The sequence below is a fragment of the Streptomyces sp. NPDC050842 genome (genome assembly GCF_044456565.1).
Classification (GTDB): domain Bacteria; phylum Actinomycetota; class Actinomycetes; order Streptomycetales; family Streptomycetaceae; genus Streptomyces.
This window is the reverse complement of the sequence record NZ_JBITGA010000004.1, coordinates 671,069-696,698: the sequence shown is the minus strand read 5'-3', so window position 1 is coordinate 696,698 and position 25,630 is coordinate 671,069. Positions and strand designations below refer to the sequence as shown.

19 protein-coding genes and 1 pseudogene are annotated in these 25,630 nt (G+C 72.4%); 12 read left to right on the top strand and 8 right to left on the bottom strand.

Annotation, left to right across the window (positions count from 1 at the left end; all coding sequences use genetic code 11):
- The first annotated feature begins 112 nt into the window (after positions 1-112).
- Positions 113-2,773 carry a BTAD domain-containing putative transcriptional regulator gene (locus ACIBG6_RS16230; protein ID WP_399223221.1) on the top strand — a complete coding sequence of 887 codons (2,661 nt, stop codon included), beginning with the start codon at positions 113-115 and terminating at the stop codon, positions 2,771-2,773.
- 101 nt (positions 2,774-2,874) lie between these two features.
- Complete coding sequence (locus ACIBG6_RS16225; RefSeq protein WP_399223220.1) at positions 2,875-3,657, top strand: DUF4232 domain-containing protein; 783 nt, start codon at positions 2,875-2,877, stop codon at positions 3,655-3,657.
- Positions 3,658-3,682: 25 nt separating this feature from the next.
- On the opposite strand, the gene ACIBG6_RS16220 is transcribed toward ACIBG6_RS16225, so the two are convergent.
- Complete coding sequence (locus tag ACIBG6_RS16220; RefSeq protein ID WP_399223219.1) at positions 3,683-4,804, bottom strand: threonine synthase; 1,122 nt, start codon at positions 4,802-4,804, stop codon at positions 3,683-3,685.
- A 188-nt stretch (positions 4,805-4,992) separates the two neighbouring features.
- Between ACIBG6_RS16220 and ACIBG6_RS16215 the strand changes: the two genes are divergently transcribed.
- Entirely contained in the window at positions 4,993-6,567 is a 1,575-nt protein-coding gene (locus ACIBG6_RS16215; RefSeq protein ID WP_399223218.1) for a S8 family peptidase, read from the top strand.
- A 163-nt stretch (positions 6,568-6,730) separates the two neighbouring features.
- The gene (locus ACIBG6_RS16210; RefSeq protein ID WP_399223217.1) at positions 6,731-7,933 is read left to right on the top strand and encodes a DUF4190 domain-containing protein; all 1,203 of its coding nucleotides are present in this window, start codon (positions 6,731-6,733) and stop codon (positions 7,931-7,933) included.
- Positions 7,934-8,039: 106 nt separating this feature from the next.
- Here the strand turns inward: ACIBG6_RS16210 and ACIBG6_RS16205 are convergent, their stop codons facing one another.
- Positions 8,040-9,374: a glycoside hydrolase family 18 protein gene (locus ACIBG6_RS16205; RefSeq protein WP_399223216.1), complete on the bottom strand. Its 1,335-nt coding sequence runs from the start codon at positions 9,372-9,374 to the stop codon at positions 8,040-8,042.
- A 309-nt stretch (positions 9,375-9,683) separates the two neighbouring features.
- Here ACIBG6_RS16205 and ACIBG6_RS16200 point away from each other — a divergent pair, with 309 nt between their 5' ends.
- The 6 genes from ACIBG6_RS16200 to ACIBG6_RS16175 all read left to right on the top strand — a co-directional run bounded on the left by ACIBG6_RS16200 (position 9,684) and on the right by ACIBG6_RS16175 (position 16,526).
- Positions 9,684-10,436 (top strand): GntR family transcriptional regulator, encoded by a 753-nt coding sequence (locus ACIBG6_RS16200; RefSeq protein WP_317598772.1) that lies wholly within the window; start codon positions 9,684-9,686, stop codon positions 10,434-10,436.
- A gap of 205 nt (positions 10,437-10,641) precedes the next feature.
- Positions 10,642-12,399, top strand: a complete 1,758-nt coding sequence (locus tag ACIBG6_RS16195) for a purine-cytosine permease family protein (protein WP_399223214.1) — start codon at positions 10,642-10,644, stop codon at positions 12,397-12,399.
- 155 nt (positions 12,400-12,554) lie between these two features.
- A complete protein-coding gene (locus ACIBG6_RS16190) occupies positions 12,555-12,734 on the top strand; it encodes an SPOR domain-containing protein (protein ID WP_399223212.1) in 180 nt (59 codons plus the stop codon).
- Positions 12,735-12,774: 40 nt separating this feature from the next.
- A complete protein-coding gene (locus ACIBG6_RS16185; protein ID WP_399223211.1) occupies positions 12,775-13,248 on the top strand; it encodes a (deoxy)nucleoside triphosphate pyrophosphohydrolase in 474 nt (157 codons plus the stop codon).
- Positions 13,249-13,391: 143 nt separating this feature from the next.
- Positions 13,392-13,814 carry an ATP-binding protein gene (locus ACIBG6_RS16180; RefSeq protein ID WP_399223210.1) on the top strand — a complete coding sequence of 141 codons (423 nt, stop codon included), beginning with the start codon at positions 13,392-13,394 and terminating at the stop codon, positions 13,812-13,814.
- A 144-nt stretch (positions 13,815-13,958) separates the two neighbouring features.
- On the top strand, positions 13,959-16,526 hold the full coding sequence (locus ACIBG6_RS16175; RefSeq protein WP_399223209.1) for a SpoIIE family protein phosphatase: 2,568 nt from the start codon (positions 13,959-13,961) through the stop codon (positions 16,524-16,526).
- 56 nt (positions 16,527-16,582) lie between these two features.
- On the opposite strand, the gene ACIBG6_RS16170 is transcribed toward ACIBG6_RS16175, so the two are convergent.
- Together ACIBG6_RS16170 and ACIBG6_RS16165 are read right to left on the bottom strand one after the other, a co-directional pair.
- On the bottom strand, positions 16,583-17,290 hold the full coding sequence (locus ACIBG6_RS16170; protein ID WP_399223208.1) for a PspA/IM30 family protein: 708 nt from the start codon (positions 17,288-17,290) through the stop codon (positions 16,583-16,585).
- Between the two features lie 50 nt (positions 17,291-17,340).
- Complete coding sequence (locus ACIBG6_RS16165) at positions 17,341-19,449, bottom strand: TPM domain-containing protein (RefSeq protein ID WP_399223207.1); 2,109 nt, start codon at positions 19,447-19,449, stop codon at positions 17,341-17,343.
- A 151-nt stretch (positions 19,450-19,600) separates the two neighbouring features.
- Here ACIBG6_RS16165 and ACIBG6_RS16160 point away from each other — a divergent pair, with 151 nt between their 5' ends.
- On the top strand, positions 19,601-20,608 hold the full coding sequence (locus ACIBG6_RS16160) for a hypothetical protein (RefSeq protein ID WP_399223206.1): 1,008 nt from the start codon (positions 19,601-19,603) through the stop codon (positions 20,606-20,608).
- Between the two features lie 78 nt (positions 20,609-20,686).
- Here the strand turns inward: ACIBG6_RS16160 and ACIBG6_RS16155 are convergent.
- A pseudogene (locus tag ACIBG6_RS16155) lies at positions 20,687-20,866 on the bottom strand (hypothetical protein); the annotation flags it as partial.
- Complete coding sequence (locus ACIBG6_RS16150; protein ID WP_399223205.1) at positions 20,867-21,955, bottom strand: LacI family DNA-binding transcriptional regulator; 1,089 nt, start codon at positions 21,953-21,955, stop codon at positions 20,867-20,869. It lies immediately after the preceding pseudogene.
- A 120-nt stretch (positions 21,956-22,075) separates the two neighbouring features.
- Between ACIBG6_RS16150 and ACIBG6_RS16145 the strand changes: the two genes are divergently transcribed.
- Positions 22,076-22,912, top strand: a complete 837-nt coding sequence (locus ACIBG6_RS16145) for a transglutaminase domain-containing protein (RefSeq protein WP_399223204.1) — start codon at positions 22,076-22,078, stop codon at positions 22,910-22,912.
- Here ACIBG6_RS16145 and ACIBG6_RS16140 read toward each other — a convergent pair.
- Both ACIBG6_RS16140 and ACIBG6_RS16135 read right to left on the bottom strand, forming a co-directional pair.
- Positions 22,893-23,663, bottom strand: a complete 771-nt coding sequence (locus ACIBG6_RS16140) for a succinate dehydrogenase/fumarate reductase iron-sulfur subunit (RefSeq protein ID WP_399223203.1) — start codon at positions 23,661-23,663, stop codon at positions 22,893-22,895. The two genes, ACIBG6_RS16145 and ACIBG6_RS16140, sit on opposite strands and share 20 nt — an antisense overlap.
- Complete coding sequence (locus tag ACIBG6_RS16135) at positions 23,660-25,630, bottom strand: fumarate reductase/succinate dehydrogenase flavoprotein subunit (RefSeq protein WP_399223202.1); 1,971 nt, start codon at positions 25,628-25,630, stop codon at positions 23,660-23,662. The genes ACIBG6_RS16140 and ACIBG6_RS16135 overlap by 4 nt, the downstream gene beginning before the upstream one ends.

The following is a 25,630-nucleotide window of genomic DNA, read 5'->3' as shown; positions in this document are numbered from 1 at the left end:
GACGGCGAGGGCGGGATCGGGGATCTCCACGTCGCGGTTGACTCCCGCGGCCCACGTATCCTCGATTGCTGGGGATCGGGGGACGGGGGACAAGGGATCGCGGAGGTATCAGGTGGAGTTCCGGCTGCTCGGCTCCGTTGCGCTGGTGACGGAGGACGGCGACGTAGCCCTGGGGCCCGCCAAGCGGTCCAGTCTGCTCGCCATGCTCCTCCTGCGGCCCAACGGCGCGGTGAACGTGGGGCAGCTGATCGATGCCCTGTGGGAGGACGAGCCGCCTACGCACGCCAAGACCGTCCTCCAGGGGCACGTCTCGCGGCTGCGGGCGCTGCTCGCCGAGCACGGGGCGGAGGAGTACGGGGTCGAGCTCGCCACCCAGGGTTCGGCGTACGTGCTGCGCATCCCGGAGTCGCTCGTCGACGTCCACCGCTTCGAGGAGCTCGTCGCGCTCGCCGGGGTGCAGCGTCATCCCGGTGACGCCGTGCGGATGTTGCGCGAGGCGCTCGCGTACTGGCAGGGGCCCGCGCTCACCGGGACCGTGCACAGCAGGCCGCTGGAGGCGGCGGCCGGGGGGCTGGAGGAGCTTCGGCTGGCCTCCGTGGAGGCGCTGGCCGCGGCGTACGGGGCGCTCGGCGAGCACGGGCGGGCCGCCGCCGTCCTCCGTACCGAGGCCGTCGCCCACCCCCTGCGCGAGTCCCTGGCCGCCGCGCTGATGCTCGCGCTCGGCCGCGCCGGGCGTCAGTCGGACGCCATCGACTGGTACCACCGCACGCGGCGGCTGCTCGCGGAGGAGCTCGGGGTGGACCCCGGCGAGGCGCTCGCCGAGGCGTACGCGACGCTCCTCCGCTCCGCCGAGCCCGCCGCCCGCGTCCCCCGCCCGGCCCTGCCGGTCGAGGCGTCCGTCGCGTTCGCCGCGCCGGAGCAGCTGCCCCGCGCGCCGCGCGGCTTCACCGGCCGGGGCGCCGAGCTGGCCGCGCTCGACCGGGCCGTCGGCGGCGTCGTCGCGCCCCTCTGTCTCGTCACCGGACCCGCCGGCGTCGGCAAGTCGGCCTTCGCCGTCCACTGGGCGTACGAGCGGCGCGCCGGCTTCCCCGATGGTCGACTTTTCGCCGATCTGCGCGGCTTCAGCGACACCCCGGCGCCCGAGACCGCCGCCGTCCTCCGCGAGTTCCTCCTCGCGCTCGGCGTCCCGGCGCTGCGGATCCCGGAGGCCGCCGACGCGCGCGGCGCGCTCTTCCGCTCCCTCACCGCGGGCCGCCGGCTGCTCGTCGTCCTCGACAACGCACGCTCCTCCGAGCAGGTCAGGCCCCTGCTCCCCGGCGGCGACCTCTGCGCGACGGTCGTCACCAGCCGCGACCGGCTCAGCGGCCTCATCGCCTCCGACGCCGCCCGGCCCGTGCCGCTGGGCCATCTGCCGCCCGCCGACTCGGCGGCCCTGCTCGCCACCGTACTCGGCGAGGCGCGGGTCGCCGCCGAGCCCGCCGCCGCCGAGCGCCTCGCCGGACTCTGCGACGGACTGCCCCTCGCACTGCGCGTCACGGCGGCCCGCCTCGCCGAACGACCGCAGTGGACGCTCGACGTCATGGTCGGTGAACTCGCCGACGAACAGGTCCGGTTGACCCTCCTCGACGTGGAGGACGTCGGAGTGTCCGCCGCGCTGCGCCTCACCGTGCAGCAGCTGCCCGACTCCGCCGCCCGGATGTTCCGCGCGCTCGGCCTGCACACCGGCTCCGACCTGGACCGCTTCGCGGCGGGCGCGCTCGCCGGCACGTCCCCCGCGCACGCCTCCGGCGACCTGGACCGCCTCGCCGCCGCCCACCTCCTCGCCGAGGCCGTCCCCGGCCGCTGGACCCCGCACGACCTGGTGCGCCTCTACGCCCGCAGCGTCGCCCCGGAGGCCGACCCCGAGGGCCTGCCCCGCCTCCTCGACCACTACCTCTACACGGGTCTCGCCGCCGACGCCGCCGCCGAACCGGGCTCCCAGCCCTGCTACTCGCTGCCCGCCGACGCCCGACGGCCCGCCGCGACACGGGAGTTCGAGGACCGCGCGGCCGCGCTCGACTGGTACGCGGCCGAGCGCCCCGCCCTGGAGGGCGCGGTGGCCGCCGCCGCGGCCCTCGGCCTGCACGACCGGGCCTGGCGCCTCGCCCTCGTGCAGTGGCCGCTGATGCTCATGCGGATCGGGGACGGCTGGACGCCGCTCCTGGAGGCCGGGCTCGCCTCCGCCGAGCACGAGGGCGACCTCGACGCGCAGTCGCGGACGCGGGCGCTCCTCGGCTGGGTGCTGCACGAGGAAGGGCGGGACGCCGAGGCGCTCGTCCATCTGGAGAAGGCGCCGATCCTCGCCGCCCGCGCCGGGGACGCGGTCAGCGAGGCGATCGCGTACGTCAACTACGCCGCCGTCCTGGACGCGACCGGCGAGCACGAGCGGGCCGGACTGCTCATGGTCCACGCGGTCTCGCTCGCCGACCGCACCGGTCATCCGTCCACCCAGGTGCTGACCCTCCACCACCTGGCGACGCACTGTCTGAAGGCAGGGGAGTACGACGAGGCGCTCGCGCACACGGTTCGCGCGGGGGAACTGGTCACCCCCGACGCGGTGGTCGTCCTGGCGCAGTTGCAGATCGTCCGGGGTGAGGCACTGGCCGGCATAGGGCGCCTTGAGGAGGCTGCTGACCAGCTGAAACGGGCGATCGCGGCGGCCGACGCGGCCGGGTTCACGGAAGGTTCCGCGCGCGCTGCGGAGCGGCTTTCGCGGCTGTCAGCGGATCGTTAGCGGTACGCAAGCGGGACGGCAGCGCCGGGCCGGAAGCTGGATACAGCACGCGGACGTACCTGCGTACCGCGTCGACCAACGCTTCACGGGGGAGAACCATCATGCGCACCACCACGCGAACCACCCACTACAAGACCACCGTCCTGGCCGCCGCCGCCGTCACCGCCCTCTCGCTGGGCCTGACCGCCTGCGGCGGCGGCACCGCCACCGGCACCGGCGCCAAGGACGCGGGGAGCGCGAACAGCTCGCAGCAGGCCGCCGGTACGGCGGGCACCAGCACGGCGGACTCCGGTACGGGTGCGACCGGGGGCGGCGAGGCCGGCTCGGGCGACACCACCGGTACGGCGGGCCAGGCTTCGGTGAAGGGTTCCACCACCGGCGGAAACCCCACGAGCAAGTCCGACACCACCACCAGCACCACCGGCTCCACCAGCGGCAAGGCCTCCGCCAAGGCCCTCGCCTGCGCCCACGGCGACATCAAGATCACCGCGGCGAAGGCCGACGAGGTCCCGACCGAGCACATCGTCCTCACCGCCACCAACACCTCCGGCCGCTCCTGCACCCTCCTCAAGTACCCGCTGATCGCCTTCGGCGACATCCAGACGGCCAAGGACGTCCCGGCCGTCGCGAAGAGCAAGCCGGCCGCCCCGGTCGTCCTGAAGCCCGGTGCCCTCGCGTACGCCAATGTGCGGGTCGCGCTCGGCGGCGTCGATGAGGAGAACAAGGTCGTGAAGAGCTTCAACGTGAACCTCTTCGCCGCCGACGGCCCGGCCGAGGGCAGCGTCGTCGTCAACGCCCCCGCCGGCGGCATCGCGGTCGACGAGGCCGCCGCCAAGACGGGCTACTGGACGTACGAGCTGCGCAACGGCGCCGACGAGTTCTGATCGTTCAGCGGGCTCGTGGGTGCTTTTACCGCGCCAGACCGGTCTTCGCGCCCGCCCCGCACAGCGGCACCACGGTGAGGCCGGGGCGCGGCGGGGCGGCGCGGACCGCCGCCCAGCACGCCACGCCCGTGGCCTCGACGAAGAGGCCGCGGGCCGCCAGGTCTCTCTGTGCCTCGCGGATCCGGTCCTCCGTCACCGTCAGGAACGTCCCGCCCGTCTCGCGTACCGCCCGGAGGATCTGGCGGGCGCGGGGCGGCGCGGGGATCGCGATGCCCTCGGCGAGGGTGGGGAGGGCGGGGGCGGGGCCGTCGAGGTCGTCGGCGCCCGCGTGGAAGGCGGCAGCCAGGGGGGAGACGGCCTCGGCCTGGACGGCGACGAGTGCCGGCCGGGTGTCCGTGAGGCCCTGCCGGCGCAGTTCGTCGAGGGCGAGGGCGGCGCCGAGGAGCAGCGTGCCGTTGCCGACGGGGACGACGATCGTGTCGGGGAGCCGGCCGCCGAGCTCCTCCCAGAGCTCGTACACGTAGGTCTTGGTGCCGTGCAGGAAGTACGGGTTGTACACGTGCGAGGCGTAGAACGTGCCGGGCTCTTCGGCGGCCTCACGGGCCGCCCGGGCGGCGGCCTCGCGGTCGCCGGGCACTTCGACGACGCGGGCTCCGTGCGCCCGGATCTGCTCCAGCTTCTTCGGGGACGTCCCCTCGGGTACGTACACGAGGCTGTCGAGCCCCGCCCGCGCGCCGTACGCGGCGATCGCCGTGCCCGCGTTGCCGCTGCTGTCGGCCACGACCCGGTCGAGGCCCCCGGCGCGCGCCAGGCGCAGGGCGTGCGCGGCGAGCATCACCGCGCCCCGGTCCTTGAAGGACAGCGTCGGCATGAGGAAGTCGAGTTTGGCCGAAACCGACTCCGTGAGGGGGACGAGGGGCGTGCGGCCCTCCCCGAGGGTCACCTCGGGTCCGTACGGCATCGGTGGCAGTGCCTCCGCGTACCGCCACAAGGAATTCACACGTGACGCGAGGGACGCGAGTGGCGGGAGGGACGCGAGTGGCGGCGTGATCTCCAGGTCCCAGGGGCCTCGGCACTCCGGACAACACCAGGTGAGCGCGTCCGTGGGGGAGTGGACGTGGCACCGGGGGCACACGTAGGCGGTCATGGGGCCAGGATGTCAGCCGTGTGACACGTGCGTGTCGGGCACGGCATGACCCTTGTGTGATTCCTATGGATCCGTCAATCTTTCGCTCGGCAGCCGGACTTACAAAACGGCGCGGACGTCTCGCGTCGTCTTGTCATGTTCATGCCTTCCCCCACAGCAACGCACCACCAATGAGGAGGACCCCTCACATGTCAGTGATGCGTGACTCACGTCGCCGAATAGCCACCGCCGCGGCCATCGCCGTCGCCGCCCTCGCCCTCGGCTCCGCCTCCACCTTCCCGGCCGCCGCCTCGCCGGCCGCCGCGGAGGGCGTCATCGAGAACGCCGGAGCCGAAGGCACCATCGCGGGCAGCTACATCGTCACCCTCGACGAGTCCGCTCAGGCGGAGACCGCCGAGGGCCGGGCGGTCGCCGCCAAGTTCGGTGCGAAGATCAAGCGGACGTACACCTCGGCGATCAACGGCTACTCCGTCGAGCTCTCCGAGGCGCAGGCGAAGAAGCTCGCGGCCGACCCCGCCGTGAAGTCCGTCGTGCAGAACCGCGTCTTCACGATCGACGGTACGCAGCCCTCCCCGCCGTCCTGGGGCCTCGACCGGGTGGACCAGAAGGCCCTCCCGCTGAACCAGAGCTACAGCTACCCGGACAGCGCGGGCCAGGGCGTCACCGCGTACATCATCGACACCGGTGTCCGCATCAGCCACAGCGACTTCGGCGGCCGCGCCTTCAACGGCTTCGACGCCATCGACAACGACAACACCGCCCAGGACGGCCACGGCCACGGCACCCACGTCGCCGGGACCGTCGGCGGCACCTCCTACGGTGTCGCCAAGAAGGCCAAGATCGTCGGCGTCCGCGTCCTCGACAACTCCGGCTCCGGTACGACCGAGCAGGTCGTCGCGGGCATCGACTGGGTGACGCAGAACGCCGTCAAGCCGGCCGTCGCCAACATGAGCCTGGGCGGAGGTGTCGACACCGTCCTCGACGCCGCCGTCCGCAACTCGATCGCCTCCGGCGTCACGTACGCCGTCGCCGCGGGCAACGACAGCTCCAACGCCTCCAACTACTCGCCGGCGCGCGTCGCGGAGGCCATCACGGTCGGCTCCACGACCAGCACCGACGCCCGCTCCAGCTTCTCCAACTACGGCACGGTCCTGGACATCTTCGCCCCGGGCTCCTCCATCAAGTCGGCGTGGAACACGAACGACACCGCCACCAACACCATCTCCGGTACGTCGATGGCGACCCCGCACGTCGCGGGCGCCGCCGCCGTCTACCTCGCCGGCAACCCGACGGCGACCCCGGCGCAGGTCTCCACGGCCCTGACGACCGCCGCCACTCCGAACGTCGTCACCAGCCCCGGCACCGGCTCCCCGAACCGGCTGCTCTTCGTCGGCGGCGGCGGCACCACTCCGCCCACCGGCCCGAAGTTCGAGAACACCGCGGACTTCGCCATCGCCGACAACGCGACCGTGGAGTCCCCGGTCACCGTCAGCGGCGTCACGGGCAACGCCCCCGCCGCCCTCCAGGTGCCGGTGAACATCGTCCACACCTACATCGGTGACCTCCAGGTCCAGCTGATCGCCCCCGACGGCTCGGCGTACACCCTGAAGGCCTTCGGTACGGGCGGCAGTGCGGACAACATCAACACCACGTACAGCGTGAACGCCTCCTCGGAGGTCGCCAACGGCACGTGGAAGCTGCGGGTCACGGACAACGCGAACGCCGACATCGGCAAGATCGACTCGTGGGGCCTGCAGTTCTGACCCCGTCTCCGTAGCCGAACGGTGAGGGGCGGTCGCCTGCGGGCGGCCGCCCCTTCGGCGTACCCCCGGGTCGATGGATGCAGGGGCCGACCACGTACGATGCGCGCTCGTTCGTCTGTTCGCACCAGCCGCCCGAAGCCGCCCCAACAGGAGCACGTCAGCCGTGGAGCCGACCCAGCCGCCCCAGCAGCCCTCGTCGCCCCAAGGGGGCCCGCAGCAGCAGGGCTGGCCCGCCCCCGGCCCGTACACCTCCCCAGGAGGGCCGTACGCGACCGGTCCCTACGGCGGCCCGCCCGGCATGCCCGGCGTGCCCGGCGTGCCCGGCGTCGGGCCCTACGGGCAGCCCAGGCGCTCCACCAACGGGCTCGCGATCGGCTCCCTCGTCTCCGGCATCGTCTGCTGCCTTCCGCCCCTCGGACTGGTCCTCGGCCTGATCGCCCTCCCGCAGATCAGGAAGAAGGACCAGGCGGGCAAGGGGCTCGCGGTCGCCGGCATCATCCTCTCCGCCGTCAGCTGCCTGCTGCTCGTCGTCGGCCTCGTGACCGGTGCGATCGGCTCGGCCGTCGACAGCTTCGAGAAGGGCGTGGACGAGGCGTCGCGCACCAAGTCCCCGTTCGCGCTGCGCACCGGGCAGTGCTTCGGCGACGACGGCAAGCTGGAGGACTACGCGACGGACGTCGAGATCATCGACTGCGCGAAGCCGCACGACGGCGAGGTCACCGGCAGCTTCAAGCTCACCGGTTACGGCAAGAAGTGGCCCGGCGAGTCCGAGATCGAGGGGGTGGCGGAGAAGCGCTGCGACACGATCAACTCCGCCTACGCGCTGGACACCTGGGCCGTCCCCACGGACGTGCTGGTGTACTACTACATGCCGAGCGGTCAGAGCTGGCGCCTCGGCGACCGGACCGTGACCTGCGCGTTCGCGAGCGAGGAAGGGTCCTTCGCCGGTTCGGTGCGGTCCGACGCGAGCACCCTGACGGCCGACCAGGAGCACTTCCTGAAGTCCGTCAACCCGATCGACACGGTCGGCTACCGCGAGCCGGACGACGACCCCGACGAGGACTTCGCGGCCAACAAGGCATGGGCCGGGGAGATGCTGGCGGCGATCGACGGCGCGCGCGCCGGCCTGGCGAAGCACCACTGGCCCGGCGCCTCCACGGCCCCGGTCGCGGCGCTCGGCAAGGAGCTCGACGCGGCCGCTGAGCAGTGGCGGAAGCTGGCGGGGGCGGCCGACGCGGACGCCTACTGGGAGGCGTACGACACGGCCTGGGACGCCGTGCCCGCGGACCTCGGAGCGAAGGCGCGGACCGGGCTCGGCCTGACGGACACCCTGCCGGTGGAAGAGGGCCCGAGCAGCTCGGCCTGAGAGCCGGTGGAGCGCGTACGGGGACGAGTACGGGAGCCGCCGGGTACGGGTAGGGGTACGCGTACGGGACCGGGTCTCCTTCGAGAGGCCCGGCCCCGCGTGCGTCTCAGCGCCGGGTCAGACCCCGGTCGATCGCGGTGATCAGCTCACCGTCGGGGGTGTCGCCGTCCAGGGACCAGACCATGGCGCCGCCGAGGCCCCGCTGGCGGACGTAGGACGCCTTGGTGCGCAGCACGGTGGGGTCGTCGTAGGTCCAGAGGGTCGTGCCGTCGAAGAGCCAGGCGTGGCCGTTCCGGTAGCCGCGGTGGAGCGTGTACGTACCGGAGGCGGCGAGCGTCTTGAGGTGCTTGTAGTCCTCGGAGCCGGCGGCCCAGGTGGCGGGGGCGGGGCCGGTCGCCGGCCGGCCGAGGCCGTCGCCGCCTCCGGTGACGCCGGTCCAGCCCTGGCCGTAGAAGGGCATGCCGACCACGAGCTTGTGCGCCGGGGCCCCGCGCCGCAGCCAGGACTTCACGGTCCCGTCGACGCTCCAGTCGTTCTTGGCGAAGAGCGCGGACTGCTGGGCGGTCGTCGTCTCGCCGGAGACGTGGAAGTCGTAGCCCTGGAGGTTCACGAAGTCGAAGTCCCGCATGATCTTGGCGACTTCGAAGCCCGCGTCGATCTTGGCGGGGGCGGTGGGCACGTACGCGCTGAGGTCGTAGCGCTTGCGCTGGGGCAGCGAGCGTCCGTAGGCGTCGAGCTGGGTGCGGAACTCCCGTACGAGCTTGGTGAAGTTGGGCTTGTCCTCGGGGCGGATCACGTTCCCGGGGGCGCCGTCCGAGCCGGGCCACTCCCAGTCCAGGTCGATGCCGTCGAAGAGGCCCGCGGCCGCTCCGGCGCCGCCGCGGGCGCCGTCGGCGGGGAGGTTGCCCTTGATGTACGTGTCGATGCAGGAGGCGACCAGCGTCTTGCGGCCGGCGTCGGTGCGCACGGCGTCGGAGAAGTGGGCCGATCCGCTCCAACCGCCCAGCGAGATCATGACCTTGAGGCCGGGGTTCTTCGCCTTCAGCTCGCGCAGCTGGTGGAAGTTGCCGGCGAGGGGCTGCTCGGCGGTGTCGGCGACGCCGTCCACCGAGTCGGCCGCGTCGACGGGGCGCACGTAGTCGGCCCACGGGTCGGAGCCGGGCATGTTGCCCATGAGGCACTTGCCGTTCGAACCGACGACGCCGAAGGCGTAGTTGATGTGGCTGAGCTTTGCTGCGGTGCCGCTGGTCTCCAGGTCCTTGACCTGGAAGTCCCGTCCGTAGATGCCCCATTGGGTGAAGTACCCGATGCGCTTCAGCGCGTGGGTGCGGGTGGGGGAGGGCTGGTGCGCGTCGGCCGTGGGGGCCAGGGTGGCGAGGAGGCCGAGGGTGGCCGCGGCGGCGGTGCCGAAGGTCAGCTTGGTCAGGGCTCTGGGGCGCATGGGCTCGTTCCTGTGCGAGGCGGGATGGCGCGTGCGAGGTGGAGGGCCGTGCGTGATGGCGCGTGTGTGACGGCGTGTGCGAGGAGGTCCGTGCCGTGAGCGGTCGTGCAGGCAGGAACGTATTGGTCTGTACCAATAGAGGTCAAGGGGTGCGACATCGCTCGGCCGGCCACCTACTCCCGGTGACCGTGGGTAGCAAGGCCTGCGACCGGCGCGTCATCACTTCGAGTGAAACTTTGGCCCATGCTTGCGGATCGCGACCCTCGGTCGTCACTCTGTAGCTGTCAGTCAACCTGAGGGGAGTGTCCAGTGACATTCGGTGAGCAGCCCGCCTACTTGCGCGTGGCGAGCGATCTGCGGGAGAAGATCGCCAACGGCTCGCTTCCGCCGCACACCCGTCTCCCGTCGCAGGCGCGCATCCGCGAGGAGTACGGGGTGTCGGACACCGTCGCGCTGGAGGCCCGCAAGGTGCTCATGGCCGAGGGGCTCGTGGAGGGCCGGTCCGGCTCGGGGACGTACGTGCGGGAGCGCCCGGTGCCGCGCCGGATCGCCCGCTCCGGCTACCGCCCGGCGTCCGGCGCCACGCCGTTCCGGCAGGAGCAGGCGGCCGAAGGGGCCCGGGGGACCTGGGAGTCGAGCAGCGAGCAGGAGCCGGCGAGCGCCGAGGTGGCCGCCCGGCTCGACATCGAGCCGGGGGAGCGCGTGATGCGCACGCGGTACGTGTACCGGGACGGGGGCGAGCCCATGATGGTCTCCACCTCCTGGGAGCCCCTCGCGGTCACCGGCCGGTCGCCGGTGATGCTGCCCGAGGAGGGCCCGCTGGGCGGCTGCGGTGTCGTCGAGCGGATGGCGGCCATCGACGTGGTCGTGGACAACGTGGTGGAGGAGGTCGGCGCCCGCCCCGGCCTCGCCGAGGAGCTCCTCGCGCTCGGCGGGGTCCCGGGCCATGTGGTGATGGTCGTCGAGCGGACGTACTACGCGTCGGGGCGGGCCGTCGAGACGGCGGACGTCGTCGTGCCGGCCGACCGCTACCGCATCTCGTACCACCTGCCGGTCCGGTGAGCCGGCCCGTCGTGTTCCCGCCCCCGGGTCCCGGGGGCGCGCGCCGACCGATGAGCGGGTCCGGCTGTCCGGGCGGTGTGACCGGGAGTTAACGGCACGTCAGACCGTGTAACCGCCCGGCAATCGCGGACCGCGACAAGTCGTCACGCCCGGCTCCTACCTTCCTGCTCCGTACCCGCGAACCGGTCGGACGACAGGAACCCTCATGACGGACACGGTCACCACACCCACCCCGGAGCCGGGTGGGGGCACCTCCCCGGCGCTTCAGGCGCGGGGGGAGGTCGCGCCGCCGCAGGGGCCCCGCCGCAGCTACGCCAAGCTGGCCGCGGACGAGAGCCGCGAGGACTACTCGCTGCGCTACGCACCGCACTCCTTCCGGCGCTGGTCGCCCGCCACCGTGGCCGGTACCGCCCTCGGAGGCATCGCCTACCTCGCCGACTTCGCGATCGGTGCCTCGATCGTCTTCACCTACGGCTTCGGCAGCGGCCTCGCCTCGATCCTCACCGCCGCCGCGATCATCTTCCTCACCGGCATCCCCATCGCCCGCGCCTGCGCGAAGTACGGCCTGGACATGGACCTCATCACCCGAGGTGCCGGCTTCGGCTACTTCGGCTCCACCCTGACCTCCCTGATCTACGCCTCCTTCACCTTCATCTTCTTCGCACTCGAAGGCTCGATCATGGCCCAGGCCATGCACCAGGCCGTCGGCCTCCCGGTCGAGATCGGCTACCTGGTCACGACCCTGATCGTCATCCCGATCGTCTTCCGCGGGATGGGCGCGCTGGCCAAGGTGCAGGCCTGGACCCAGCCGATCTGGATCATCGGCATGGTGCTGCCCTTCGTCGTCCTGGCCTTCGAGGCCCCCGACGCCTGGGGCGCCTTCAGCTCCTTCGGCGGTACGGAGGGGGCCGGCGCGGGCTTCTCGTGGATCGGCTTCGGCCTCGGCACGGGCGTCGCGCTCTCCCTGATCGCCCAGATCGGCGAGCAGGCCGACTACCTGCGCTTCATGCCCGCGAAGACGGAGTCCAACAAGCGCCGGTGGAACCTCGCCGTGCTCGCCGCCGGACCCGGCTGGGTCCTCATCGGCGCGGCCAAGCAGCTCGGCGGCGCCTTCCTCGCCTTCGTCGCCCTGGAGGCCGTCGGCAAGACCCATGCCCTGGAGCCGATCGCCCCGCAGATCGAGGCGCTCAAGCCCTGGCTCGGCACGTTCGCCCTGCCCGCGGCGGCCCTCTTCGTGATCGTCTCCCAGATCAAGATCAACGTCACCAACGCCTACAGCGGCTCGCTGTCCTGGTCGAACTTCTTCTCCCGCGTCACCCACCGCCACCCCGGCCGTGTCTGGTACATCTTCCTGAACCTCGCCATCGCGCTGACGCTGATGGAGATGAGCATGTTCGCGGCCCTCAACAAGCTGCTCGGGTTCTACTCCAACGTCGGCATTGCCTGGATCGTGGCCGTCGCCGCCGACCTCGTCATCAACAAGCGGGCCGGCTGGAGCCCCCCGTACATCGAGTTCAAGCGCGCCTACCTGTACGCCGTGAACCCGGCCGGCTTCGGGGCCATGGTCATCGCCTCGGTCGTCTCGATCCTCGCCTTCTTCGGTCTCTTCGGTACGTACGCGGAGGCGTTCTCCACGTTCATCGCGGCCGGTCTCGCCCTCGTCCTCTGCCCGCTGATCGCCTGGGCGACCAAGGGCCGCTACTACCTGGCCCGCCCGAACCCGGTGAACGGACCGGGGGCCGCGGTGGCCGACGAGCGGGCGACCCACACGTGCGCGGAGTGCGAGACGGCGTACGAGCTGCCCGACATCGCCGACTGCCCGGTGCGGTCCGGACCCGTCTGCTCCCTCTGCTGCTCGCTCGACGCCGATTGCGGCGACGTCTGCCGCAAGGACCCCGGGGGCGCCGGCGCCCCCGTCCTGATGCCGCTGCCGACCGTTCCCCGGGCGGCCTCCGGGGCGTGAGCTTCGGCCTCCCTCCGTCGGTTACCGGCCGATCCGTATCTCTTTGTGAAAACTCATATCCGCTGTGTGAAGGTCAGGCGTAAGCTCCGGCATATGCGGATTGCGGTTTCCCGGAGATCGTTGGAGATGCCCGGACCGGCGGAGGGAGAAGCCTGATGAGCGACAGCGGCGCTGTTCTTCCCTGGCTTGTCATACGGCAGGACGACAACGGCAACCGCTACCGCGTGGGGCGGTATGCGACCAAGGACGAAGCCCAGAAGATCGCGGACAGTCTCGACGACCGCGGCCACAAGCAGCTGTACTGGGTCGAGCACATCGGCACCCCGGCTCTGTGAGCCCGGCGGGTGCCGCCCGCCCCGGGCTACGCTCGCGCCCATGACGGAACGCACCACCGACCCCACCGCTCCCCACGGGCACCACCACGGCACCGACCCCGGTGTCGTGGTCGTCGTCGCGGGGGCCGTGTACGACCGAGGGCGCCTGCTCGCCGCGCGCCGCAGCGCCCCCGCCGAGCTCGCCGGCCGCTGGGAACTCCCCGGCGGTAAGCTCGAACCGGGCGAGAGCCCCGAAGAAGCCCTGGTCAGGGAGTTGCGCGAGGAGCTCGGCGTCGAGACCGAACCGGGTGAGCGCATCCCCGGCGAGTGGCCGCTGAAGCCCGGATACGTCCTGCGGGTGTGGACCGCCCGGCTGCTCTCCGGTGAGCCCCGCCCGCTGGAGGACCATGACGAGCTGCGCTGGCTCGCCCGGCACGAGCTGGACTCGGTCGACTGGCTCGACCAGGACCGCCCGGCCGTCGCCGAGGCCGCGCTGCGGCTCCCGACGGCTCCCGCAGACGGAGCGCGCGACTGAGTCTCTACGCCGTTCGTGCCACCGTGCGCCCATGGCTGCGCCCGACACGATATCCCGCACCAAATAGCGGGTATGTCCTGATTGATCCCCTGGAAGGGGACGTGGGCCTTCCTGCTGACACACGGCTGGGGAAGTGATCGGGTGTGATCGACACCGACGGCGACTGTGCCGAGTGGTACTTCCCGGCAGAGGCCAATGCCGTGCGTACCGCCCGCCACGCGGTGCGCGAGACCCTGCGGGCCTGGGAGCTCGACGCGGCCCTCGGTGATGTGACCGTCCTGCTGGTCAGCGAGCTGGTGACCAACTCCCTGCGCTACGCCTCCGGCCCCATCGGTGTCCGTCTGGTCCGCCCCCGACTCGACGGAGCCGAACCCTCCCCGCACCCTGCGCTGCTCGTGGAGGTATCGGATCCACTTCCGGATCCCCCGACGGAACGACCCGCCGGACCGGAGGACGAGGGGGGCCGCGGACTCGGTCTGGTGGCCTGTTCCGCACGGCGCTGGGGGACCCGTAAAGGAAGGACGGGCAAAACCGTATGGTTCGAGCTGGCTCTCCCTGGTGAGTAAACAGGGTGGGACAACGATCACCTGCACTCGGTCCGAAGCGAACGAGACCACCCTGTGATCGTGAACGTCGTGCCGTCGGGGCCTGCCGTATTGAATACTGCGGGCATGGCCGGTCCGGTGCGGTGAGCTGGAGGGGACGGTCGCGTGAGCGAGATATCCGAGACGGCGAGCGGCTTCGTGTGGCAGAGCAGCCCGCCCGGCTCCATCTATGACTACATCCGGGTCGCGTCCTTCTCGATCGGGCCCGACGGCCTCGTCGAGCAGTGGAGCAGGCGAGCCGTGGACCTCTTCGGCGTGAGCGCCGAGGAGGCCAGGGGCAAGGACCCGGTCGAGGCCTTCATGCCCGCCGACCTGCGCGAGCGCGGTCATCGGCGGGTCAAGGAGATCCTCGACGGCAAGGAGTGGACGGGCCTCGTCCCCTTCCGCATGCCCGGCGAGGAGCACCCCCAGGGCATCGCCGAGATGTACGTCATGCCGAGCGAGACCGAGTCGGGGGAGCGGGCCGCGCTGTGCATCGTCGTCGATGTACGCGCCCTCCGCCGCATCGAGACGGACCTCGCCGCCTCCCAGGCGATTTTCGGCCAATCTCCCTTCGGTTTTCTCCTCTTCGGGACCGACCTCACCGTGAAGCGGGCCAACCAGCGCTTCGCCACGGTCTTCGGCGGCTCGGCCGACGACCACCGCGGCCGGACCGTCCACGACTACCTCGCCCGGTCCGAGGCCGACCGGATGACCAGCGCCCTCCGACGGGTCCTGGAGACCGGGGAGTCCGTCACCGACCTCCAGATCGTCGGCGCCGCCCCCGGCGCCCGCGACCGCCGCCACTGGTCCATCAACCTCTACCGCGTGCACAGCGGCTCGGGCCGGCCGATCGGCGTCGCCGGCCTCGGCATCGACGTCACCCGCCGCCACAACGCCGCCCGCGAGGCCGCCAGCGCCCGCCGCAACCTCGCCCTCCTCAACGAGGCCGGCGCCCGCATCGGCAACTCCCTCGACCTGGAGGCCACCGCCCGCGAACTCCTCGACGTCGCCGTCCCCGGCTTCTGCGACCTCGCCTCCGTCGACCTCTACCAGGGCCTGCTGACCGGAGACGAAGCACCGCCGGGCAGGTGGGGCAGCTCCCACGACGTCGGCTACGGCGCGGGCAGCGCCGAACTCCGCAGGGTCGCCTTCGCCAGCGCCGTCGCCGACACCCCCCTCAGAACCGACGAGGGGCACGGACCGGGCAGCGGCTGTTGCGGACCCGTACCGATCGAGGTCGGGGCCGTCCACCGCTACCCGTTCAACTCGCCGTGCGCCGGAGCGCTGCGGACCGGACGGATCCGGACCGTGCCGGGCACCGACGGCGAACTCGTCCAGTCCACGCTCGTCGTCCCGATGGTCGCCCACGACACCGTCGTCGGCCTCGTCCAGTTCTCCCGGACCAAGGGCAGCGAGCCCTTCGGGGAACGCGACCGGGCCCTCGCCGTCGAACTCGCGGCCCGCGCCGCCGTCTGCATCGACAACGCCCGCCTCTACCGCCGCGAACACGAGCGGGCCCTCATCCTCCAACGCAGCCTGCTCCCGCCCGGCGACCCCGAGGCCGCGGGACTCGACATCGCCTGCCGCTACCTCCCCGGCACCACCGCCACCGAGGTCGGCGGCGACTGGTTCGACGTCATCGAACTGCCCGGCCACCGCACCGCCCTCGTCATCGGCGACGTCATGGGCCGCGGCCTGCGCGCCGCCGTCGCCATGGGCGAACTGCGCACCGCCGTCCGAACCCTCGCCCAACTCGACCTGGAGCCCGCCGAGGTCCTCTCCCACCTCGACGAGATCGCCCGCGGCCTCGGCGCCCCCATCGGCACCCAGCAGTCCCGCACGCACAAGTCCCGGGGCCCCGAACTCTCCGAGGTCTACCTCGCCACCTGCGTCTACGCGGTGTACGACCCGGTCACCCGCCGCTGCACCTTCGCCAACGCCGGCCACCTCCCGCCCCTGCTCGTCGAACCCGGCGAGGAGGCCCTGCTGCTCGACGTACCCCCCGGGATGCCGCTCGGGGTCGGCGGCGAACCCTTCGAGGAGGTCGAGGTCGAACTGCCCGAGGGCGCCCTCCTCGCCCTCTACACCGACGGGCTCGTCGAGTCCCGCGACCATCCCCTGGACGAGGGACTCAGCGCCTTCCGGCGCGCCCTCACCGACGCGACCCGCCCGCTCGAGGACGTCTGCGACCGGGTCCTCACCAGCCTCGACACCGGGCACGGCGAGGACGACATCGCCCTCCTCATGGCCAGGATCCAGGGCATGCCCAGCGAGGCCGTGGGCGACTGGCGGCTGCCCCGGGAGCCCCGCTCGGTCGGCCGGGCCCGCGAACTGGCCCGCACCCAGCTGAAGGCCTGGGACCTCGAACCCCTCGTCGACACCGTCGAACTCCTCGTCAGCGAACTCGTCACCAACGCGCTGCGCTACGGCGAGGGAGAGATCCGGCTGCGCCTGCTGCGCGACCGTACCCTCGTCTGCGAGGTCTGGGACGCGGGCCTGGTCCAGCCGCGGCGCCGACGGGCCCGGGACACCGACGAGGGCGGTCGCGGCCTCCAGCTGGTCGGGCTGCTCAGCTCCTCCTGGGGATCCCGCCGCACCCCGCGCGGCAAGACCGTCTGGTTCGAACTGGCGCTGCCTGACGGCGAAGGGACGGCGGAACCCACGGTGGAACAGCTCCTCAGCATGTTCTGACCGACGCCGGCCACGGCGGGCGGCGCACCGCACCGCCCGACCGAGCCAGGACCGGATCAGCCCTTGAGCGCGGCCAGCCGGGCCTCGATCTCCGCGCTGTCGCCGAGCGCGTCCAACTGCTCGAACTGGGCGTCCAGCGAGGAGGCGGCGAGCTCCTGCTTGCCCATCGCCTTCGCCTCCTCCCGGCGCACCTTGTCCTCGAAGCGGCTCAGCTCGCTGGTCGGGTCGAGGACGTCGATGCTCTTCACCGCGTCCATCATGCGGTTCTGCGCCTGCGCGGACTTGGCCCGCGCGACCAGCTCGTCGCGCTTCGCCCGGAGCTCGCCGAGCTTGGCCTTCATCTGGTCGAGGCCCGTCCTGAGCTTGTCCACCACCTCGGTCTGCGAGGCGATCGTCGGCTCCGCCGTCCGCGCCTCCTTCTCCGACTGGAGCTGGCGGCCCAGCGCCACCTTCGCCAGATTGTCGAACCGGTCCGCCTCCGTCGCCTGCCCGCCGGCCCGCAGCTCGTCCGCCTTCCGGCTGGCGGCCAGCGCCTTGCCACCCCACTCCTTCGCCGCCTCCACGTCCTCCTGGTGGTCCTGCTCCATCAACCTGAGGTTGCCGATCGTCGCGGCCACCGCCTCCTCCGCCTCCGTGATGTTGCTCGAGTAGTCCCGGATCAGCTGGTCCAGCATCTTCTGCGGATCCTCCGCCTGGTCCAGCAGCGCGTTGATGTTGGCCTTCGCCAGCTGGGTGACCCGGCCGAGAACGGTCTGCTTGCTCATGGCTCTTCTCCTTGAGAGGGACAGAAAAGGGGACACGGAACGCGCGGTCCTCAGAACCGGCCGCCGCCGCCCCGCCGGCCGCGCGTGCCACTGCCGCCGAAGCTGCCGGGCCCGCCGCCGAAACCTCCGCCCCCGAAACCGCCACCCGAACCTCCACCGAACCCCCCATGTCCGCCTCCCCTTCCCCCGCCGAACAGTCCGCCGAGGATGATGCCGCCGAGCACCGCACCGCCGAGCCCGCCGCCACCGCTTCCTCCCACCCCTGTTACACCGCCCAAGCCGTTCGGGTTCCCATACGTCCGGACGTCCTGCTCGGCGAGGCCCTGCGCACGCCGGGCCAGCGCGTCCGCCTGCTGGGCCTCCGCGAGGGCGGCCTGCGGGTCCTCGGCATCGGCGAGGACCCGCGCCTTCTCCCAGCGCCGCTGGGCCTCGGCCAGGCGCGTACGGGCCTCGGAGCCCACGGCTCCCCGATGCGTGGTGATGTAGTCCGCGGCCGCTCCGATCGCCGAGCGGGCCGTCAACATCGCCTGATCGAGGAGCGCACGGGCGCGCCGAGTGCCCGACTCGCGCTCCCGTGCGCCCTCCAGTGCCTCGTCGAGCGCCGCGTCGGCCTCCTCGACCCGGCGCAGCGCGTCGATCGGGTCGTACCGGCCGGCCTCCACGCCACGCCGGACCTCCGCGACCACCGACTCGGCCCGGGCGATCCGGCCCTGGAGATCGGCGGTGGACACCCCTTCGGCCGTCCCCTTCAACAGGCCGCGGGCGTCCGCGAGGTCCGCGTCCGTCTCGGAGAGCGCGCCCGGCAGCTTGCCCACCGCCTCGGCCAGCTCCTGAGCCCGCCGGTCCACGGCCCCGACGAGCCGGGCCGCCTGGGCCACCGCACCCTCGGCCGCCCGGATGTGCACGGCGGCCCCACCGTTGTCCCCGGCGTCGATCTGCTGGCGGGCCTGGTTGATGTGCGTCGTCGCGAACACGAGCCGGTCCTTCGCCTGCTCGATGTCGCCCGCGACGGGGGACGCGGCGGAGTCCGCGTACCGCTCGCGCATCGCGGTCAGCGCCGCATCGGCCATACCCATGTGCCCGGTCTGCTCGCGGAAGGCGGCCTCGACCGAGGCCAGCGCCTCGGGAGCGTTCCGCTCCAGGGCCCGGAGCCGGTCGAAGTCCTCGCTCTCGGCATCGAGACGCGCGTCCGCCTCGGCGCAGCGCCGGAGGATCTCGTCGAGCATGCCCCGGCGGGTCGAGTCGTCCTCGGGAAAGGAGTCGTCGAGCTTCTGCCGCAGCCGGAACGAAGCCGTCAGCTGATCCGTGGCGAAGGCGACCGCCGCGGTGAAGGGCTTCACGGCCTCCTCGCCGAACTGGGCGGACGCGAAGCCGAGCTCCTCCTGGCTGGTGCGGACGGCGTCGTCGGTGGCGACCAGCGCCACCCGGGCCTGCCCGTCGAGCTCCTCCAGGGACGGCAGTGCGGGCTCCTTCGGCGCGCCCCAGCCCTGGCCGCCCTGCGGGGTGGTGCGGGTCTCGGTCCGCCGACGCCGCTTGGTGTACGCGTAGGCCGCGACGGCCCCCGCGCCGCCGACCAGCACCACCGGCAGGACCAGGTCGGTCGCCGAAGTGCCGTCGTCGGCCGGGGTGCCGGGGTCGGCGGGCCCGGGGGTGATCGCCGGGGTGGGGACGGGCAGTCCGGCGAGGACGGCGTCGTAGCCGTTCGCCGCGCCGATGGCGGCGCCCGCCCAGTCGTTCTGCCGCAGGGGCGGTTCGATCGCGGTCCGGGCCACGTCGTCCAGCTGTTCCTGGGTGAAGCGTGAGGCCGGGTCGGCGGAGTAGCCGTACTGCCGGTCGTGGGTGGCGACGGCGAGCAGCAGGTCCTCGACTCCGAGGCCGTTGCGCTCCGCGGTGGCGTCGGCCCAGCTCTGCGCCGAGCGCCCGGAGAAGTCCCGTACGTACACGACGAAGAGCTGCACCCGCCGGTCGTCGTAGAGCCGGTCGAGGGCCTGGGCCACGGAGGCGCGGCGGTCGCCGAGGGCTCCCACCCGGTCGGTGATCTGCCCCTCGCGGGACAGGACGACGGGGTCGTCGGCGTGGGCACCGTGAACGGCGGGCACGAGGAGCCACCACGCCGCCACCAGTACCGCGAGAAGGGTTCGGGTGGCTATTCGCGTCACAAATGGGAGGTTATGTCCGGGTATGCGGCTCCGCGACCGGACCGATGCCATCCGGAAACCGTTCGAGGCTGTCCGGCGTCACTGTCTGTGGCCGCCTCTACGGTGGCACCAGTGACACGACGGCTCTTGGGGGACTCGGGTGAACGGACGGTTGAGAGGCATATGGCGGCGGGGACGATGGTTCGTCCTCGGGCTGGTCCTGCTGCTCGTCGTGCCCCTGCTCACCGGCGCGGTCGCGCTGCGCCTCAACTACACCGGAGACGTCAGGGACGACGCGCGGACCCGGGGCAAGGACGCCATCTGGCTCGGCCACGCCTGGGTCGACGGGCGGAAGAAGGACGCCGACCTCGCGGCCTTCGCAGAGCGGATCAAGGGCACCGGGATCCGCGACCTGTACGTCCACGCCGGACCGCTGCGACACGACGGCACCCTGCCGGCGGCCAAGTACCCCCGGGCGAAGTGGCTGATCGACGCGGTCCACCGCACGATGCCCGGGATACGGGTGCAGGCGTGGCTGGGCGACGTCCTCGCCACGGAAGGACCCGACGGACTGCGCCTGGACAAGGCCGAATCCCGGGCGGCCGTGGTCACCTCGGCCCGGCAGATCCTGGACGCCGGCTTCGACGGGGTCCACTTCGACCTGGAGCCGCTGCTCTCCGACGACGGGAACTACCTCTCGCTCCTCGACGACCTGGGCGAGCTGACCCGGGCCCGGAAGGTGCCGCTCTCGGTCGCCGCCCACCAGATCGACCCGGTGCCGGCCGCGCACACCGTCAACGGCGCGCTCACCGGCAGGGAGAAGTGGTGGTCGCAGGAGTTCTTCGGGCAGGTCGCCCGGCGCGTCGACCAGATCGCGGTGATGTCGTACGACACGTGGATGCCGCTGGAGGGCCTGTACGGCGGCTACGTCGCCCAGCAGACGAGCCTCGCCCTCGAAGTGACACCCGAATCCACCGACCTGCTCATGGGGCTCCCCTTCTTCCACGAGGACGACCTCGGCCACCACGAGAACGCGGAGACCGTCGCCGCCGCGATCCGCGGCACGAGGCTCGGCCTCGGGCGCACGGACCACGACCGCGAGCGGTTCGGTGTCGCGCTGTACGTCGACTTCGCCGCGGAGGAAGGGGACTGGGCGGCCTACCGCGAGGGCTGGCACTGAGCCGGGCCTGATCGACAAGCCCCCTAGATGCTGAAGCGTTCCTTCCGGAGCAGCGGCCGCACCCGCGCGGCAAAGCCGCCCGTACGGAAGGGGCGCTGGAGCAGAGCCGTACCGCGCCTCGTCCAGACCGTGTTCGATCTGGGAGCGGACGTACCGCTGGTGCGTCCGTCCCCAGGAGCGCGGGGACCACTCGGTCTCCGGCACGAACAGCGGCACCATCAGCGCCTCGAACATCGAACCGCCCCAGCCCGGCACGAGCTAGCAGCCGCAGCTCTGCCGCTTCGCGAGCGTCACCGGCAGCATCAGGGACTCCGGGGTGCGTTCGCGGTCGTTTAGGCGCCGGACGAGGAGCTCGATGGCCTCCTCGCCCAGGCGGCGCGTCGGCTGGCGGACCGTGGTGAGCGTGGGGCGGACCAGGCGGCTCAGCGGGATGCCGTCGAAGCCGGTCACGGCGACGTCGGCGGGGACCCGCAGGCCACGCCGCTCCAGGGCCTGGAGCGCGCCGACCGCCATCTGGTCGTTGGCGAAGACCATCGCCTGCGGCGACTCGCCGCCCCGGTCGAGCAGGGCCTCGGCCGCGCGGGCGCCCTCGGCCTGGGTCATCAGGGGCGCCCGTACGTCAGGGGCGTCCGGCACCGGGAGCCCGGCGTCGCGGCAGGCGGCGGCGTACCCCGCGAACCGCGCCTCGACGTCCGGCGACTCCTCGGCCGTGCCGACGAAGACCAGGCGCCGCAGCCCGTGGTCCTCGATCAGGTGCCGGGTGAGGGCGCGCTGCCCGTCGGCGTTGGCGACCTCGATGTGGTCGAGGTGGTCGATCTCCCGGGGGCCCGCCAGCATGACGACCGGAAGGCGGCGCGAGATGACCTCCAACTCCTCGGTCGGCACGGTCCGCGCGAGGACGGCGAAGCCGTCTACCCGCCCCGCGACCTGGTTGACGAGGGTCTGCGGCCCGCCCTCCAGGGAGGCGGCGATCAGCAGCGCGTACCCGTGCCGCCGGGCCGCCCGCTCCATGCCCCGGATGATCTGGTCGCTGTAGAGCATGGCGGCGTCGTCGTCCTCGACGCCGTCCTCGATCCCGATCGTGTCCGGGTCGGAGTAGTCGGGGAAGCAGAGCCCGAGCACGCCCGTGGTCCGGCTGGCCAGGCCGCGCGCGCTGCCGCTCGGCACGTAGCCCAGGCCGCGGGCGGCTTCCAGGACCCGGTCGCGGGTCTGTTCGCGTACCGAGTCGGGGTTGCGGTACACCCGCGACACCGTGGCGATGGAGACGCCCGCGCGCTCGGCGACGTCGTACACCGTGGGGGCACTCACCGGCCGACCATCCGTCCTGTTCGAGTTGTGAAAGCGCATTCACAGTAGGGCGGGGCCCGTCCCGGCGGCAACTACGCCCCCGGGTGGCCGGAACTCCACCCCGCACTGGAGGATGAGGCCGTCGGCCCCAGGCGCCGGCACACCGAGGGGGAGTACGCCATGACCAGTCGTCTGCTGATGCCCGTCCGGACCGCAGGCAGGACCACAGCCAAGGCCACAGCCAAGGCCACAGCCAAGACCGCCGACAGGACCGCAGGCAATGCCGCCGCCGGGTCCACCCGCCCCACGCCGATCCTGGACCTGGAGCACCCGCGGGTCGTCGCGTTCGTGGCGGGGGTCCTGCGGGAGGCGGACGAGCGGGGCGCGGTGACGGCGCGCGACCGGCTCCGGACGGCCCACGGGATCATCGTCCCGACCGTCCGGCCGGTGTACTCGGTGGAGGACCGGCGCCGCGTGTCACGGACGCTGCGGCTCGGCCGAGGCTCGTGCAGCCAGCGCATGGCGGTCCTGGAGGCGGTGGCCCGGTCGATCGGAGTGCCGACCCGGGTGCGGGGCCTGCTGGTCGACGGCGCGTTCTGGTACCCGCGCTTCCCGAAGGTGCGCCCCTTCGTGCCCGAGGAAGTCCTGCTGGCCTGGCCGGAGTTCCTGCTCGACGGCGCCTGGATGCCGGTGGCGGAGCTCTTCGAGGCCCAGGGCGCGGTGACGACAGAGAGCTTCACCAACCACGGTCCGGAGACGCTCTTCGAGGCCGTGGCCCGGACCGCGGTGGACTGGGACGCGCCGGCCGCGTGCGCGGGCTCCACCGCCCCCTGCGACCTCTCCGCCCACCTCCGCACGGACCTCGGCCGCTTCGACTCGCGCGACGAGCTGTTCGCGCGCCACGGCCAGACGCTGTGCGGCCCCGCCCGCACCCTTGCCGAGCCCGTCCTCGGCCGGTGGAGCGCGGGCGCGGCACCGGCAGCGCCCACAGCGTCCGCTACCCCTTCCGCCGCCTGATCGTGTTGCCGAGCCACACCAGCGGGTCGTACTTCCGGTCCACGACCCGCTCCTTCAGCGGGATCAGCGCGTTGTCGGTGATCCGGATGGACTCCGGGCACACCTCCGTACAGCACTTGGTGATGTTGCAGTAGCCGAGCCCGTGCTCCTCCTGCGCGCTCCGCCGCCGGTCGATTCCGGCCTCCTCTGCCGCGTCCAGCGGGTGCATGTCGAGCTCCGCGACCCGCATGAGGAAGCGGGGCCCGGCGAAGGCCTCCTTGTTCTCCTCGTGGTCGCGCACCACATGGCAGGTGTCCTGGCACAGGAAGCACTCGATGCACTTCCTGAACTCCTGCGAGCGGTCCACGTCCTCCTGCCGCATCCGGTACTCGCCGGGGGCGACCCCGGGAGGCGGGACGAAGGCCGGGATCTCCCGGGCCTTCGCGTAGTTGAAGGAGACGTCCGTGACCAGGTCGCGGACGATCGGGAAGGCGCGCATCGGGGTCACGGTGATCACCTCGTCCCGCGCGAAGACCGACATCCGGGTCATGCAGAGCAGCCGGGGCCGTCCGTTGATCTCGGCCGAGCACGAACCGCACTTGCCCGCCTTGCAGTTCCAGCGCACGGCGAGGTCCGGTGCCTGGGTGGCCTGGAGCCGGTGGACGACGTCGAGGACGACCTCCCCGTCGTGCACCTCGACCGTGTAGTCGGTCAGTTCGCCGCCGTCGGTGTCGCCGCGCCACACCCGGAACCGCGCGTCGTACGTACTCATGCCCCCAGCTCCCCTTCCAGCTCACCGTCGGCGAGGTACTTGGCCAGTTCCTCCTGCTCGAAGAGGGCGAGCAGGTCCGGACGGATCGGCTCGGTACGGATCCGTTCGAGCCCGATGCCGTCACCGTCGGCGTGGCACAGCAGGTTCACGGGGCGCCACTCCCGCACCATCGCCGGGTGGTCCTCCCGGGTGTGCCCGCCCCGGGACTCGGTGCGCTCCAGAGCCGCCCGGGCCACGCACTCGCCGACGAGGAGCATGTTCCGCAGGTCGAGGGCGAGGTGCCAGCCCGGGTTGAACTGCCGGTGTCCCTCGACACCGATCCGGCGGGCCCGCTCCCGCAGGGCGGCGATCCGCTCCAGGGCCTCGGCCATCTCGCCCTCCCGCCGGATGATCCCGACGAGGTCGTTCATCGTCTGCTGGAGTTCCTGGTGGAGCGTGTACGGGTTCTCCGGCGCGCCTGCCGACGGCGCCCCCGCCGAAGGCCCCCCGCCCGACGCCCCGACGCCCGACGCTCCGACGCCCGAGGCCCCGACGCCCGACGCCCCGCCGAACGGCGCCAGCGCCTCCGCCTCCGCCGTCTCGATGTCGTCCGCCACGACCGTCCCGCCCGCCCCGGACATCGCGTACTGCGCCGCGTAGAGCCCGGCCCGCCGGCCGAAGACGAGCAGGTCGGAGAGGGAGTTTCCGCCGAGCCGGTTGGAGCCGTGCATGCCGCCCGCCACCTCGCCGGCCGCGAAGAGCCCCGGCACGCCGACCGTGGCGGCCGTCTCGGAGTCGACGGCCACGCCGCCCATCACGTAGTGGCAGGTCGGCCCGACCTCCATGGCCTCCGCCGTGATGTCGACGTCGGCCAGCTCCTTGAACTGGTGGTACATCGAGGGGAGCCGCCGCCGGATCACCTCCGCCGGCATCCGCGTCGACACGTCGAGGAACACCCCGCCGTGCGGGGAGCCGCGCCCCGCCTTCACCTCGGCGTTGATGGCCCGCGCCACCTCGTCGCGCGGCAGCAGCTCGGGCGGGCGCCGGTTGTGGTCGGGGTCCTCGTACCAGCGGTCGCCCTCCTCCTCCGTCTGCGCGTACTTCTCCTTGAAGACGTCGGGGACGTAGTCGAACATGAACCGCTCGCCCTCGGAGTTCCGCAGCACCCCGCCGTCGCCGCGCACGGACTCGGTGACGAGGATCCCCTTCACCGAGGGCGGCCAGACCATCCCGGTCGGATGGAACTGCACGAACTCCATGTTCACCAGCGGCGCGCCCGCGAGCAGGGCCAGCGCGTGCCCGTCGCCCGTGTACTCCCACGAGTTCGAGGTGACCTTGAAGGACTTGCCGATGCCGCCGGTCGCGAGGACGACCGCGGGCGCCTCCAGGACGAGGAAGCGCCCGCTCTCCCGCTCGTAGCAGAAGACCCCGGCGACCTGGCCGTTCGCGCCTTTCAGGACCCGGGTGACGGTGAACTCCTGGAAGACCTTCAGCCGTGCCTCGTGGTCGCCGGTCTCGCGGTGGTCCTCCTGCTGGAGGCCGACGATCCGCTGCTGGAGGGTCCGGATGAGTTCGAGCCCGGTCCGGTCGCCGACGTGAGCGAGGCGCGGGTACTCGTGCCCGCCGAAGTTGCGCTGCGAGATCCGGCCGTCCGCGGTCCGGTCGAAGAGGGCGCCCCAGGTCTCCAGTTCCCAGACCCGGTCCGGGGCCTCCTGGGCGTGCAGCTCGGCCATCCGCCACTGGTTGAGGAACTTGCCGCCCCGCATGGTGTCGCGGAAGTGCGTCTTCCAGTCGTCGTGCTCGTTGGCGTTGGCCATGGCGGCGGCGATTCCGCCCTCGGCCATGACGGTGTGGGCCTTGCCGAAGAGGGACTTGCAGATCACGGCGGTACGGGCGCCCGCCCGGCGCGCCTCGATCGCGGCCCGCAGTCCGGCCCCGCCGGCACCGACCACGATCACGTCCCACTGCTGTCGCTCCACCACTGCCAT

Coding starts and splice junctions, on each gene's coding strand:
- ACIBG6_RS16135 (WP_399223202.1), bottom strand. CDS start 25,630: ATGGCAGTGGTGGAGCGACAGCAGTGGGACGTGATCGTGGTCGGTGCC.
- ACIBG6_RS16170 (WP_399223208.1), bottom strand. CDS start 17,290: ATGAGCAAGCAGACCGTTCTCGGCCGGGTCACCCAGCTGGCGAAGGCC.
- ACIBG6_RS16215 (WP_399223218.1), top strand. CDS start 4,993: ATGTCAGTGATGCGTGACTCACGTCGCCGAATAGCCACCGCCGCGGCC.
- ACIBG6_RS16205 (WP_399223216.1), bottom strand. CDS start 9,374: ATGCGCCCCAGAGCCCTGACCAAGCTGACCTTCGGCACCGCCGCCGCG.
- ACIBG6_RS16185 (WP_399223211.1), top strand. CDS start 12,775: ATGACGGAACGCACCACCGACCCCACCGCTCCCCACGGGCACCACCAC.
- ACIBG6_RS16195 (WP_399223214.1), top strand. CDS start 10,642: ATGACGGACACGGTCACCACACCCACCCCGGAGCCGGGTGGGGGCACC.
- ACIBG6_RS16145 (WP_399223204.1), top strand. CDS start 22,076: ATGACCAGTCGTCTGCTGATGCCCGTCCGGACCGCAGGCAGGACCACA.
- ACIBG6_RS16190 (WP_399223212.1), top strand. CDS start 12,555: ATGAGCGACAGCGGCGCTGTTCTTCCCTGGCTTGTCATACGGCAGGAC.
- ACIBG6_RS16220 (WP_399223219.1), bottom strand. CDS start 4,804: ATGACCGCCTACGTGTGCCCCCGGTGCCACGTCCACTCCCCCACGGAC.
- ACIBG6_RS16225 (WP_399223220.1), top strand. CDS start 2,875: ATGCGCACCACCACGCGAACCACCCACTACAAGACCACCGTCCTGGCC.
- ACIBG6_RS16150 (WP_399223205.1), bottom strand. CDS start 21,955: ATGCGCTTTCACAACTCGAACAGGACGGATGGTCGGCCGGTGAGTGCC.
- ACIBG6_RS16140 (WP_399223203.1), bottom strand. CDS start 23,663: ATGAGTACGTACGACGCGCGGTTCCGGGTGTGGCGCGGCGACACCGAC.